The organism is Corynebacterium yudongzhengii (assembly GCF_003065405.1).
Classification (GTDB): Bacteria; Actinomycetota; Actinomycetes; order Mycobacteriales; family Mycobacteriaceae; genus Corynebacterium; species Corynebacterium yudongzhengii.
The window spans coordinates 2,498,405-2,511,302 of the sequence record NZ_CP026947.1 but is presented as its reverse complement, the minus strand read 5'-3'; the positions used below and the strand labels follow the sequence as shown (position 1 = coordinate 2,511,302).

General features: G+C 66.3%; 13 protein-coding genes. 8 read left to right on the top strand and 5 right to left on the bottom strand.

All coding sequences use genetic code 11. From position 1 onward, the window contains the following. The first annotated feature begins 557 nt into the window (after positions 1–557). The 8 genes from rpmH to C3B44_RS11535 all read left to right on the top strand — a co-directional run bounded on the left by rpmH (position 558) and on the right by C3B44_RS11535 (position 5,948). Positions 558–701, top strand: coding sequence for a 50S ribosomal protein L34 (rpmH, locus tag C3B44_RS11570; protein WP_108432678.1), 144 nt, complete (start codon positions 558–560; stop codon positions 699–701). 10 nt (positions 702–711) lie between these two features. Next, positions 712–1,083 carry a ribonuclease P protein component gene (gene rnpA, locus C3B44_RS11565; protein ID WP_108432493.1) on the top strand — a complete coding sequence of 124 codons (372 nt, stop codon included), beginning with the start codon at positions 712–714 and terminating at the stop codon, positions 1,081–1,083. Beyond that, the gene (gene yidD, locus C3B44_RS11560; protein ID WP_108432492.1) at positions 1,071–1,346 is read left to right on the top strand and encodes a membrane protein insertion efficiency factor YidD; all 276 of its coding nucleotides are present in this window, start codon (positions 1,071–1,073) and stop codon (positions 1,344–1,346) included. Before rnpA ends, yidD begins: the two co-directional genes overlap by 13 nt. Before the next feature lie 40 nt (positions 1,347–1,386). Continuing rightward, positions 1,387–2,463 carry a membrane protein insertase YidC gene (gene yidC / locus C3B44_RS11555; RefSeq protein ID WP_108432491.1) on the top strand — a complete coding sequence of 359 codons (1,077 nt, stop codon included), beginning with the start codon at positions 1,387–1,389 and terminating at the stop codon, positions 2,461–2,463. A gap of 105 nt (positions 2,464–2,568) precedes the next feature. After that, a complete protein-coding gene (rsmG, locus tag C3B44_RS11550) occupies positions 2,569–3,210 on the top strand; it encodes a 16S rRNA (guanine(527)-N(7))-methyltransferase RsmG (protein WP_108432490.1) in 642 nt (213 codons plus the stop codon). 27 nt (positions 3,211–3,237) lie between these two features. Then, complete coding sequence (locus tag C3B44_RS11545) at positions 3,238–4,203, top strand: ParA family protein (protein WP_108432489.1); 966 nt, start codon at positions 3,238–3,240, stop codon at positions 4,201–4,203. A 20-nt stretch (positions 4,204–4,223) separates the two neighbouring features. Further along, positions 4,224–5,294, top strand: a complete 1,071-nt coding sequence (locus C3B44_RS11540) for a ParB/RepB/Spo0J family partition protein (RefSeq protein ID WP_108432488.1) — start codon at positions 4,224–4,226, stop codon at positions 5,292–5,294. A gap of 6 nt (positions 5,295–5,300) precedes the next feature. Then, a complete protein-coding gene (locus C3B44_RS11535; RefSeq protein WP_108432487.1) occupies positions 5,301–5,948 on the top strand; it encodes a hypothetical protein in 648 nt (215 codons plus the stop codon). A gap of 8 nt (positions 5,949–5,956) precedes the next feature. On the opposite strand, the gene C3B44_RS11530 is transcribed toward C3B44_RS11535, so the two are convergent. The 5 genes from C3B44_RS11530 to murJ all read right to left on the bottom strand — a co-directional run bounded on the left by C3B44_RS11530 (position 5,957) and on the right by murJ (position 12,863). After that, positions 5,957–7,135 (bottom strand): N-acetylmuramoyl-L-alanine amidase, encoded by a 1,179-nt coding sequence (locus C3B44_RS11530; RefSeq protein ID WP_108432677.1) that lies wholly within the window; start codon positions 7,133–7,135, stop codon positions 5,957–5,959. A gap of 92 nt (positions 7,136–7,227) precedes the next feature. Next, the gene (gene trxA, locus C3B44_RS11525; protein ID WP_108432486.1) at positions 7,228–7,551 is read right to left on the bottom strand and encodes a thioredoxin; all 324 of its coding nucleotides are present in this window, start codon (positions 7,549–7,551) and stop codon (positions 7,228–7,230) included. A gap of 30 nt (positions 7,552–7,581) precedes the next feature. Beyond that, entirely contained in the window at positions 7,582–8,514 is a 933-nt protein-coding gene (gene trxB, locus C3B44_RS11520; protein WP_108432485.1) for a thioredoxin-disulfide reductase, read from the bottom strand. 118 nt (positions 8,515–8,632) lie between these two features. After that, the gene (locus tag C3B44_RS11515) at positions 8,633–9,208 is read right to left on the bottom strand and encodes an RNA polymerase sigma factor (RefSeq protein WP_108432484.1); all 576 of its coding nucleotides are present in this window, start codon (positions 9,206–9,208) and stop codon (positions 8,633–8,635) included. Between the two features lie 115 nt (positions 9,209–9,323). Then, complete coding sequence (gene murJ, locus C3B44_RS11510; RefSeq protein ID WP_108432483.1) at positions 9,324–12,863, bottom strand: murein biosynthesis integral membrane protein MurJ; 3,540 nt, start codon at positions 12,861–12,863, stop codon at positions 9,324–9,326. Positions 12,864–12,898 lie beyond the last annotated feature (35 nt).

The following is a 12,898-nucleotide window of genomic DNA, read 5'->3' as shown; positions in this document are numbered from 1 at the left end:
AGGCATGTGGAAAAGATGTGGACTTCGCAAATTCCACGATAACCAGCGAAAACGAGGTCTTTTCGGCAAAAGCCTCAACCTCAGATTCAGGGTTATCCACAACCGGAACCTGTCCGCACACAGCGAAAAGATCGTTGAGAGCCATTGTTACTCACAACCTGTCAGTCGGTCTAGATGAGCCTGTGGTCCAACTTTTGTGATGCCGGTGTGGACATCCGACTTCCGCAGCGTCTCCCGCAAAACTGGGCAGTGACCTGCCCGCAAACACAGTTATGTAATTCCGGGGGTACCCAGGCAGGAGGCGTGGCGTGCGGGGTGTGTCGATTTGTTCGCGCCGCGCCGACTGCCGTAGTCTGAACGGGTCTGTCACATACCTCGAGTCTTTCCGCATGCGGTCGACTCGTCGATGTGCTTGTGAAAGCGGTGACTGCACCGAATCCCCGGACCGCGGCTTTTCCCCGCGCGTCGGTGCCGGCTCCCGCGTCTGTGCAGCTTGAAACTTGTGCGGTTTTGCGACGACCGGGTCCGCGAACCGCAGCGAAGAACAGGAGATCATCGTGGCTAAGGGCAAGATGACGTACCAGCCGAACAACCGCCGTCGCTCCCGCAAGCACGGCTTCCGTACCCGCATGCGCACCCGCGCCGGCCGCGCCATCGTGGCGGCCCGCCGCAAGAAGGGCCGCGCTAAGCTCACCGCTTAAAGCGCCGCCCGTGCTGCCGAAGAAGTATAAGTTCACCTCGCCGGCGGAGTTTTCCCGCACGGTGAAGAAGGGAACGCGGGCAGGCAGCAAAACCGTGGTCGTGCACTTCCATGACCTAAAGGCCGGACCAGGCGCCGCGTTTGTCACCACGGGCGGGCCTCGGTTCGGCCTCATTGTGTCCAAAGCGGTGGGCGGCGCCGTCGTCAGGCACCGCACCTCCCGCCGGTTGCGCCACATCTGCGCCGCGCTTATCGACGACCTTCCGCCCACCGCCGGCATCGTCGTCCGCGCCTTACCCGCCGCCGGTGGTGCGGACAGTGACCAGCTGCGTCGTGACATCGTCAAGTGCCTCACCAAGGCCCGGTCGAAGTGGCCGAGCTAACGAACACCGACGGCGATGAGATCCCCGCCCCGAAAGGGCCGCTGGCCCGGGCCGGGGTAGCGCTAGTCAGCTTCTATCAGGAGCACCTCTCCGGGTTGAAACCGGCGTCCACCTGTCGTTTCGAACCGACGTGCAGCGCCTATACCTTAGAGGCCATCGCTCGGTACGGTTTGTTGCGCGGGATGGTGATGGGCCTGGTTCGTCTGTCGAAGTGTGGTCCCTGGCACCCTGGCGGGTACGATCCCGTACCGGAACACGATTAATCCCCGAATTCATACGCTGATCTAGGAGATTCGAGGCCCCGTGCTCGATTTCATCTACTACCCCATATCGGCCGTCATGTGGTTCTGGCGCGAGGTACTCACGTTCCTCGGCCTCCCGGAAGACGGCGGCTTCACCTGGCTGGCGGCCATCGTGCTGCTCACCGCCACGGTGAAGGCCCTGCTCGTCTACCCCACCGTGAAGTCCCTGCGCTCTGGGCGGCAGATGCAGGAACTCTCGCCGAAGATCCAGGCCCTGCGGGAGCGCTACAAGAACGATAAAGAAAAGCTCGCCCAGGAGACCCAGAAGCTCTACAAGGAATCCGGGTTCAACCCGATCGCGGGCTGTCTGCCGATGCTCGTGCAGATCCCCGTCTTCCTGGGTATCTTCCACGTCCTGCGCTCGTTCAACCGCACCGGCACTGCCTTCAACGGCCTGGGGATGACGCCGGAGGAAAACCGGTCGATTGGGAACTACTTCTTCTCGGTCGAGGACGTCAACTCCTTCCTGGATGCCCGTATCTTCGGCGTGCCGCTGTCGGCCTTCATCGGCATGCCGGAGGAGCAGTACGCGGCCTTCGAACCCGTCGACTTCACCCGCCTGAACATCATCCTGGTGGCGGTGCCTTTCATCGCGCTGATCGCCACCTTCACGCACTTAAACGCCCGGTACACGCTCAACCGGCAGAAGCAGCGTCAGGCCTCCGGTAAGGTCTCCGCCCCCACCGGGGACAACGCCGAGATGATGCAGATGCAGCAGCAGATGATGGGCAAGATGATGCTCTGGGTCTTCCCGATCATAACGATCGCGACCGGCTTCATCTGGGCCATCGGCCTGCTGTCCTACATGCTCACCAACACCCTGTGGACCTTCGTGCAGACCCGCATCGTCTACGCCGCCATGGACCGCGAGGAGGAGAAGGAAGAGCAGGAGCGCCGCGAGGCCGCCCAGGCCAACGCCCCGAAGCCGGGTGCGCGCAAGCGCGACAAGCGCTCCAAGAAGCAGCGCGCCGCCGACCAGGCCCAGCAGAACCAGCAGGCCCAGCAGGTCGACCGGAAGGCCGCCGAAAGAGCCCGCTCCCAGGCCAAGAAGAAGAAAAAGAAAAAGAAGAAGAAATAGCACTAAGACACCGCTCCCGGGCAACCGGCGGGCGGTGTCTTCGTCTCTGGCAGTCAGAGCGGTAAAGTCGAGTTTTGCGAGTACCCCCGGCAGCAAAGGAGCATCATGACCAGCGAGCTTCCCGCCCCGCCCGCGAGCGCCGCAGACGTCTTCGGTGAGCGCTTAGAGCTGGCGATCGCTTATCACCGCCTGCTGGCCACCGACGGCTCCACCCGCGGCTTCATCGGCCCGCGCGAGGTTCCCAAGCTCTGGGAGCGCCACGTGCTCAACTGCGCCGTCATCGGCGAGGCCTTCGATGAGTCTATAAGCGTCGCCGACATCGGCTCGGGCGCCGGCCTGCCGGGCATCCCGCTGGCGATTGCGCGCCCGGATCTTCACATCCGGCTCGTCGAGCCGCTGCTCAAGCGCTCCACGTTCTTGAACGAGGTGCGCGAGGAGCTGGGCCTGGATAACGTCACCGTGCTGCGCGGGCGGGCAGAAGACCGCGAGGTGGTGCAGGCTGAGAAAGTGGACGTCGTCACCTCCCGCGCGGTGGCGCCGCTCGGCCGGCTGGCGCGCTGGTCGCTGCCGCTGGTGAAGCCCCGCGGAGCGATGATCGCGATGAAGGGCGCCTCGGTGGCCGACGAGCTCGAGCGCGATCGCGCCGAGATCACGAAGGCCGGCGGCGGTGAAGCGGAGATCTTCACCGTCGGCGAGCAGCACCTCGAGCAGCCGACGACCCTGATTCGTATACCGCGGGTGCAGTGATTGGTGGAGCAACTAAGGTAGGACAGCATGGATGAAGCGCAGTGGGACGACACCCCGATCGCCGCGGCCGCCCGCCGCGCGGCCGAGGTGCTCACCCCGAACCGCCTCTCGCTTGAGCGCCCGAAAGAAACCCGGCTGATCACGATCGCGAACCAGAAAGGCGGCGTCGGCAAGACCACCTCGTCGGTGAATCTGGCGGCGGCGCTGTCCCACCACGGGCTCAAGGTGCTCGTGGTGGACCTCGACCCGCAGGGTAACGCCTCGACCGCCCTCGGTGTCGAGCACCGCGCCGGCACCGAGAGCTCCTATGAGCTGCTCATCGGCGAGATCTCCCCGCAGGACGCGATCCAGCAGAGCGCGAACGAGAACCTCTTCTGCATTCCGGCCACGATTGATCTCGCCGGCGCGGAGATCGAACTCGTCATGCTCGAGCGCCGCGAGTACCGGCTCGCTGACGCCCTGCGCAAAGGCCACGTCAAAGAGCAGGACTTCGACTTCATCATCATCGACTGCCCGCCTTCGCTCGGCCTTTTGACCATCAACGCGATGGTGGCCGTCGATGAGGTAGTCATCCCCATCCAGTGCGAGTACTACGCGCTGGAGGGCGTGGGCCAGCTGCTCGGCAACATCTCCATGATCCGCGAGCACCTGAACCCCTCGCTGCACATCTCCGGGATCCTGATGACCATGTACGACGGGCGTACCAAGCTCGCCGAGCAGGTCGTCGAGGAGGTGCGCGGCCAGTTCGGCGACGTCGTGCTGAAAAACGTCATCCCGCGCAGCGTGAAGATCTCCGAAGCCCCTGGCTACGGCCAGACCGTCATCGACTACGACCCGGGATCGCGCGGGGCGCTCGCCTATCTGGATGCCGCGCGCGAGTTCGCCACCCGCGGCGACTACCCGGCGCACGAGACTACCGGTCCGATCGGCGTGAGCCCCGCCACGCGCGCGCTTCTCGACGACCCCGCCAACGACACTCACCACGACGCCTGAGAAAGAGAGAGGATGTCACTGTGGCAGACAAGCCGCGTAAGGGAGGCCTCGGCAAGGGCCTCGGAGCCCTGATCCCGTCGGGGCCCGGGCCGGAGGCCGGAGACGCCCCGCGCCCGAAGATCGGCAACGGGGCCGCCGACGTCATCTTCGGCGCCGAGAAGAAGGTCCCCGGCGCCCCCGTGTTCCCGGCCGGAGGCAGCCGCCAGAAGCCGTCGAAGGCGATGCGCAAGGCCGTCCACGCCGAGGACACTAATTCCGAGAACGCCAACGAGGACGTCGGCGCCACCTACGCCGAGCTGCCCATCGGCACGATCGAGCCGAACATCAAAAACCCCCGCGAGGTCTTTGATCCCGACGAGCTTGCCGAGCTCGTCCACTCGATCCGCGAGTTCGGGCTGCTGCAGCCCATCGTCGTGCGTCGCGCCCCAGATGACGACGGCTACCAGCTCATCATGGGCGAGCGCCGCTGGCGCGCCGCCGCGAAGGCGGGCCTCAAGACCATCCCGGCGATCATCCGCGACACCTCGGATGAGAACATGCTGCGCGACGCGCTGCTGGAGAACATCCACCGCGTCCAGCTCAACCCGCTCGAGGAGGCAGCCGCCTACCAGCAGCTCCTCGAGGAATTCGGCGTCACCCAGGCCGAGCTCGCCGACCGCCTCGGCCGCTCGCGTCCCGTGATCACCAACACCATCCGCCTCGTGCAGCTGCCCGTCGGCGTGCAGAAGCGGGTCGCCGCCGGGGTCCTGTCCGCCGGCCACGCCCGCGCCCTGCTCGGCGTGAAGCTCGACGACGACGGCCAGGCCCAAAACGAGCTCGCCGAGCGTATCGTGCGCGAGGGGCTATCCGTGCGCGCGACCGAGGAAGCTGTGACTCTTATCAATCGCGGTGGGAAGGCGCAGGCGGCGCCGTCGAAACGCACGCCCACCCCGACCCCGGAGTTCGCCACCGCCGCCGCCGAGCGCCTGTCCGATACGTGGGATACGAAGGTCTCGGTCTCGATGGGCAAGCGCAAGGGCAAGATCGTCGTCGAGTTCGGCGACCGGGATGACTTCGAGCGCATCATGTCGCTCATCGAGAAAGACGACTAGCCAGCCATGCAGCAGCGGCTGTTTCCGCTCGGCACGCAGAACCTGGATCAGTTGCAGGTCGATGCGGCGGAGAGTGTGTTCTGGGAGATGGAGCCGTCGATACGCGAGCGCCTCGATCGCACCTCGTCGCGCTTCGAGAAGGAAGCCTGGCTCATCGCCCGGCTCACCGACTACGGCCGCTGCGGCTTCCTCGTGCGCTTCCCCGCCGGCCAGCGCGCCAGCATCATCTACTGCGCGCCGGCTGATGCGCCCGGCACCCAAGTTGTCCCCACCGCCCCGGTGAGCCTCGATGCCCAGCTCATCTCGTCGCTTTTTATCGACGAAGCGCTCACCGGCGGCGGCATCGAGTCCATCCTCCTCGACGCCGCGGTCATGGACCTCTCCCAGCGCGAATACCCGGCGGTCGAGGCCTTCGGCCTGCGCTCGGATGTCGAACCCGCCGAAGCCAGCGAGGCGGTGCTCGACATCGTCGCCCGCCGCCGCGAGATCGGGCTTATCGACGCCCACCAGCTCGAAGGCGCCGGCTTCCAGGTCGTGCGCGACCATCCGGTGCTCCCACGCATGCGCCTCGAGCTGCCGCCGATTACCCCGGTGCTCACCGCGCAGGGGCGCGAAACCCGGCTGCGCGAGGCCGAGGTTTTGGTGCAGGCCTAAAACCGCTTTTAGACGCCCTCGGCGCGCAGCAGGTCAGTGAAGTGGTAGGTGCCCGTCGGCTGGTGGTCCTCGTCGACCAAGTAGAGCCGCTTGACCGCCACGACGATGGCCTCCGCGATCACGTCGCGCTTGGCCGGGTCGGTGAGGATGGATACGTCGTGCGGGTTGGTGAGATACCCCAGGACCACCTCGACGGTCGGCATCGTGGTCAGGCGCAGCACCTGCCAGGTGCGGGCGTGGTTGCCGCAGTTGGTCAGCTCGGTGCGGGCGACGATCTCGCGCTGGATGTAGCCGGAGAGCATCTCGCCGGTGAGCGAGTTCGCGCCGATCTCGGAACCGAAGTAGAAGGTGGCCGCGCCGTTGGCCTTCTCGTTCTGGTAGCGATCACAGTGCAGCGAGATCATGAGGTCCGCGCCGAAGGCGTTGGCCATCTCGGAGCGATCGCTCGGCGCGGGGTCGTCGGTACGCGGGCGGGAGATGATGGTCTCCATGCCGGCGGCGATCATCCGGCCCTCGACGCGGGTGGCCAGATCCCACAGGATCTCCTCCTCCGAGATCTCACCGTAGAGGCCCTGGACCACCTGGCCCTTGTGGGAGCCGCCGAGCGCCGGGTCGAGGACCACGCGCTTGCCCGCGAGCTGCGGGCCGGCTTTGCGCATGTACTCGCGCTCGCGCAGCGCCTGCGGGGAACCACCGGTTATGCGCCGGCCGAGCAGCGAGAGGGCGCGCAGGGTATCGGGGCCACACGTGCCGTCGTCCTGCAGCCCGGAGTTGAGCTGGTAGGCGGCGACGGCGGCATGCGTCTGCTTGCCGAACTGGCCATCGACCCGGTGCGAGTAGAAACCCAGATCCTGCAGCTGGGTCTGCAGCTCGATGACATCATCGCCGACCAACTCGTTGTGCGGCTGGTAGCTGAGCACCCGCGCGCCGAGGCGGTAGGAGGCGTGGCGCAGCTCCCGCAGGGTGGTGGTATCGAGGCTTCCCGACGGCAAAATCCCCCGGGACTGCTGGAAAGCTTTGAGGACTTCGGCGAGTTCGGCGTCGAAAAGCTTGTCTTCCTCGCTGAACTTCTGGGACTTCCAGTCCGGGGCGCCGGAGTCGCCGCTTAAGTACCCCAGCCGGGTGAGCGTGGAGCGCGCCTCCGCGACGCGCGCGCTGGAGTCACCAACGCGCAGTGTGTGTTCCACGTCCATCCTCCTGTGCTTTAAAGCCGTGCCCTACGAAGCTTACCCGCTTCGTCGCGGTTGCCCGCCCCAAACAAGTATAAGTGATGAAATATTTATAATTGCGAGGAAATCATGTCGACGATCTCCTCCTTCGGGCGCACGCCCTGGAACTCGTCGACCTTCTCGCCGTCCTTGAACAGCATGACGGTGGGGATGGACATCACCTGATACATCGCCCCGAGCATGCGCTGCGCGTCGACATCTACCTTAGCGACGGTCACCTTGTCGCCCAGCTCCTCGGAAATCTCGTCGATGACCGGGGAGAGCTTCTTGCACGGGCCACACCACTCGGCCCAGAAATCGACGAGCACGGGCTTATCCGACTCGATGACAGTGCTACGGAAGTTGTCCTGCGTGACCTCAACGGGAGGTGTCATGGTTGAATTCTCCTTTCCCCTAAGACTCAGCTAGACGAGCCCACCGAGGTACGCCTCGGCGTCGAGCGCGGCCTTGCAGCCAGAGCCGGCGGCGGTGATCGCCTGGCGGTAGTGATCGTCGACCAGATCCCCGCAGGCGAAGACACCCTCCACGGAGGTGCGGGTCGAGGGGTTGGCGACGGTGACGTATCCGCCGTCGTTAAGCTCCACCTGGCCACCCAAGAACTCCGAACGCGGGTCGTGGCCGATGGCGACGAACATCGCCGAGACATCCAGATCCGAGGTCTTTCCGGTGGCGGTATCCCGCAGCTTGAGGCCGGCGACCTTGCCGTCGTCCTCGATGACGGACTCGACGGTGCGGTTGGTCAGGATCTCGATCTTCTCGTTGTTGCGGGCGCGCTCCAACATGATCGCGGAGGCGCGGAACTCCTCGCGGCGGTGAATGATGTAGACCTTCTCCGCGAACTTGGTGAGGAAGTTCGCCTCCTCCATCGCGGAATCCCCACCGCCGACGACGGCGATATCGTAGCCCTTGAAGAAGAAGCCATCGCAAGTCGCGCAGGTGGACACGCCGCGGCCGGTGAGCTCCTGCTCGCCCGGAATACCCAGGTGGCGCGGGGCGGCGCCGGTGGCGAGGATCACCGCGCGGGCGCGGTAGGTCTCGTCGCCGACGTGGATGGACTTCACCGGGCCGTCGAGCTCCACGCTGTCGACGAGCTCCATGCGTAGGTCAGCGCCGAAGCGGATGGCCTGGGAACGCATCTCCTCCATGAGTTCAGGGCCCATGATGCCCTTCTGGAAACCGGGGTAGTTCTCCACTTCGGTGGTGTTCATGAGCTCGCCACCGTACTCATAACCCTCGAAGACGATCGGGGACAGCTCCGCGCGGGCCGCGTACAGCGCAGCGGTGTAGCCGGCCGGGCCGGAACCGATGATGGCGACATCATGGATGGTTTCGGACATGAAGGTGTACTACTCCTGACATTGGCTGGATTTGTGGTCATATTGTAGCCGCGGAATCGCGGGCGCTTTAATTCCAACCGCACCAGGCGCGACAGTATTTCGCGGCGTTGCAGGACTGTTATACATCCACCGTCTCCTGCAACACGGCCCGCGCCCGCGCCCGGCGCGACTTCACCGTCCCCGGTCTCACCCCGAGCGCGCGGGCGGCGCTGGAGACGTCGTGGCCCAACATGTCCACTAAGACGAGCGCGGTGCGCTGGTACTCCGGCACCTTGGCGAGTATCTGCTGCATGAGCATGGTGTTGACCACGTGCTCGTGCGGGGTGTGCGAGAGCTTCGTCTGCATGCGGTGCGCCGTGTCCTCCTCGTCGAGGACGGGGCGCTCCCTGCGTGAGCGGTGATGCACGAAGTCATAGCCCTGGTTGGAGACAATGCGGTGCAGCCAGGTGGTCAGTTTCGCCTCGGCCCGGTAGCCGTCGAGGCTGGTGGAGGCCTTCAGCCAGGTCTCCTGCATGATGTCTTGGGCATCATCCTCGTTGGCGGCATAGCGCCGGGCCACCGCGATCAACCGGGCGCGGTGACGTTCGATGATGATGCGGAAGGCGCGGACGTCGCCGTCGAGAAAGTCCTCGACGAGTTCGTCGTCCGTGCGGTGGTCGTCGTCTGGGCAGGCGTCGTCGAATACAGGCGCCATGATCGTTTCCCCCCGAAAATGTCGTGGCGTGTGCCTGAAGACATTGTGACCCGAAACTCAGTGGCTGTCGCCTCAACTGCGCCCACCATGTTGGTCAAAAAAGGGGGAACCGAATCTAGCCGCGGACAGTCTGACCTATGAGCTCCACCTCGCGGACTTCGATGTGATCGTCGTTTTCCGGCATGTCGGTAAACCAGATGAGCACGCCGGCGACCGGATCCGCCGACTCGCTGTCGATCTCGATGGTCTCGCGGCCCGGGCCGATCTCGCCGGTGGCCGCGCGCTCGAGCTCGGTGAGGTCGGTGAGCACGGCCGGGTCTTCGCCTTCGCGCAGCAGGTAGACCGAGTAGCGGGCGCCTTGGGACGGGGAATCCAGGCGCACGCGCTCGAGATACATCGGCTCTTCGCGCACAGTGGCAAGCCCCACGCCCGCCTTCGTGCCGAGGCCGTTGGGATAGTCATCGGTCCGCCAGGCGGTCTCCCGGTTGTCGTCGATGACGGTGCCGGCCAGATCCGGGTTGTCGGCTGCCGGGTCCTGGCCCGGGGCCTGCCAGGTGCCCGCGGCATCGGGGTGGACGATGATCGGCAGCTGGCGCGGCGTGCTGGTGGCGCTTTCGCCCTGGATGGACTCGGGATTGACCGGGGCGGTGTCCGAGTTGCCGGCGATCAGCGAGGTCAGGATCGTGGTCGCGGCGGCGACGAGCAACACGAGCGTCGCCACGGCGCCGAGGATGAACGCGATCGCCTTCGTCGAGTAGCCCGAGGAACCGAAGCCGTGCTCCTCGCCCTCCAAATCGGCGTCCGGCATCTGCTCGTCCGCGCGCCCGCGGGCCGCGACGGCGGCGTTCGCGATGGCCTCGGATTCCTCCGGCTTGGCGTCGGCCTCGGCGTCGGGGCCCAGACCGAACTCGCGCAGCCGGGAAGCGAGGTCGCGGATCTTCTCGTTGGCGGTCAGCTCGTTGGAGCTCGACGGCAGGCACACGTCGTTCTCGCCGATCTCCCCGGCCACGGCGTGGGCGTCGTAGGCGATCTGGGCGAGCACGCTATCGACGTCCGCTCCCCCGCTAGCCGTGGCCTCGGAGAGCAGGTTGATCGCCGCGGCCAGAGACTCGCCGTCCTGGGCGGCGGAGGCCTGCGGGAGCACGCCCGGGAAGGCGAGCACCGCGCGGCCGTCGGTGGTGATGCGGATGCGCGAGGAGTTATCGAGGCCCAGCGGGGTGCCGGCGGTCTCGGCTTCTGCGGCAGCCTCGGCCAGCGGCGCCAGCGCCAGGGCGACGGCCCGGGAGTTCAAGGTGACGTCGAGGTCCTCGTCGTTGGAGGCGTCGACGATCGCGCGCAGCGAGGAGCCCTCCACCCAGTCGGCGACGATGAGGCAGCCCGAACGATAGGACAGGATGCGGATGTTATCGGCGATGCCCGGGTGGTCGAGCTCCGCGAGCCAGCGGGTGCGCTTGGCCACCTCGGCGGCGGTGCGGGCGGACTCGGCCGGCGTGCGCGGGGCGAGCGGCGCCTGGCCGGAGGTATCGACGAACGTGAGCGCTACATCCTCGCCCGTGGCGACCTCGCGGGCCTTCCAGAAGCGCGAGCCATACGCCGTGCCGGCAGCGTGGAGCAGGCGGAAGCGGCCGTCGGAAACCGGCGCACCCGGCACGAGCTTCGGGCCACGCACCACGCCGGCGGACATCGGCGGCGGGGTCGGCGAGGCGTTGAAGGCGTCGTAGCTGGCGATCTGCGAGGACATGTCGACCTCGTCGACCGCGCCGACCTCGAGGGCCTTGTCCTCGTCGACGTTGATGAAGAGGCCCAGGATCGGCACGCGGGTGAACATCTGGCCGATGTTGTGCACCTCCGCCAGCCCGGAGCGCGAGAGCACCAGCCCGGTGACGATGAGGAAGACCACGCCCATGATGCCGATGACCACCAGCTGCCCGATCGTGCCGAGCAGCACGAACAGCCCCCCGAGCAGGTTGTTGAGCAGGAAGCGGGTGAGCATCGCGGCGGCCAGGCCGACGAGCGAGGCGGCCATCGCCCACATGGTGGTGCGCATGATCGTGGCCAGCCCCAGCGAGCCCAGCTTCGCGCGCAGAAGCAGCGCGCCGATGGCGGCGCCGGTAACGAAGCCGAAGCCGTTGGCCGCGCCGAGAAGGATGACCACGTGCGCCGGCGAGGAGGCCACGTAAGGCGCCAGGTAGGCCAGCAGCACCTTCGTAAAGGTGATGCCGGCGATGATCCACGTCGGCGTCCAGGCCTGTTCGCGGGCGTAGAAGACACGCAGGTGCAACATCACCAGCGCATAGGGGATGAGCGTGAACGCCGAGAAGCTCAACGTCAGGCCGAGCAAGTCCGCGGATTCTTCGTCGAAGTTGCGGAACTGGAACAGCGCGTGCGAGATCTCCGTGCCGAAGCCGGTGAAGAACACGATGATGGGCACCAGCGCGATGAACGTCAGCTTGGTGGCCATCGTGAGGTCGTTGACGACGGCGCGGTCGTCGCCATCCGCCGCGTTGCGCGACAGGCGCGGCATGATGGCGGTCAGCAGGGTCACGCCGATGACGCCGTAGGGCACCTGCAGCAGCAGCCAGTGGTACTGGTAGATCGTGATCGCGCCGACCGCCGAATCCGAGGCGATGCGGTTGTTGATGATGAAGCCGAGCTGGCTGATCGCCACGTAGACGATGATCGCCAGCGCCATGCCCCCGAACTGCTTGAGGCGGTCGTCGATACCCCACAGCGGGCGCAGGTCCACGCCCGCGCGCCGCAGCGGCATAATCATGATGCCGCACTGCACGACGACGCCGAGGGTGGTGCCCAAGCCGAGCAGCAACACGTGCGGATCCCACACCGGGGCCTGGTCGCTCGGGTCGAGCATGCCGGGCACCGCCATGTAGGTCATGAGCACCGCGATGGAGATGAGGTTGTTCGCCACCGGGGCCCACGCGCCGGGCTTGAAGATGCCCTTGGTGTTCAAAATCGCCATGAACAGCGAGAACAGCCCGTAGAAGAAGATCTGCGGCAGCACCAGAATCGCGAAAGAGGTCGACATGTAGACGTTGACCTCGCCGTCGGATTCCAGCATCAGCCTGGTCAGCAGCGGCGCGCCGAGTACTGCGATCACCGTCACCACGGTGACCAGCGCGAAGGTCAGGGTGAACAGGCGGCGGATGAACTCCGCTCCCCTATCGGCGTCCTCGCGTTCGGCGCGCACGAGCACCGGGACCACCAGGGCCGTGAGCACCGAGCCGAGGACGATCTCCGTAATGAGGTTGGGCAGTGTGTTCGCCGTGTTGAACGCGTCGGCCACGGCCACGCCCAGCGCGCCGCCGATGAGCGCGGTGCGGATGAAGCCGGTGATGCGCGACAGGATCGTGGCGATCGCCATCGAGCCCGTCGAGCGCACCACGTCCGTATCGGAGGCCTTCTGGGCGGCCTCGTCGGCCGGGGCCGCCGTGGCGGTGGCGGTGGCCGAGGCGGCCGTGGAAGCCGAAGCCGTCGCCGCCGTCTCCCCCGGCGCGAGGGTCAGTCCGGAGCGGTCCTCTTCCTGCGTGTTCCGCGCCGGGGTGGGAACGGGCCGCGGGGTGGGCACCGGTGCCGGCGGAGAGGGACGCACGTGGCGGGCCCGCAGTCCCGCGGAGCGGGGGTGGAAGTCCTCGGTCACAGTAGGCAACTTTCTGCATCGAAGGGCTGATAGTT

Excerpts from the sequence above, each read along its gene's own strand:
- rsmG (WP_108432490.1), top strand. The coding sequence starts at position 2,569 with ATGACCAGCGAGCTTCCCGCCCCGCCCGCGAGCGCCGCAGACGTCTTC.
- C3B44_RS11545 (WP_108432489.1), top strand. The coding sequence starts at position 3,238 with ATGGATGAAGCGCAGTGGGACGACACCCCGATCGCCGCGGCCGCCCGC.
- C3B44_RS11535 (WP_108432487.1), top strand. The coding sequence starts at position 5,301 with ATGCAGCAGCGGCTGTTTCCGCTCGGCACGCAGAACCTGGATCAGTTG.
- trxA (WP_108432486.1), bottom strand. The coding sequence starts at position 7,551 with ATGACACCTCCCGTTGAGGTCACGCAGGACAACTTCCGTAGCACTGTC.
- trxB (WP_108432485.1), bottom strand. The coding sequence starts at position 8,514 with ATGTCCGAAACCATCCATGATGTCGCCATCATCGGTTCCGGCCCGGCC.
- C3B44_RS11515 (WP_108432484.1), bottom strand. The coding sequence starts at position 9,208 with ATGGCGCCTGTATTCGACGACGCCTGCCCAGACGACGACCACCGCACG.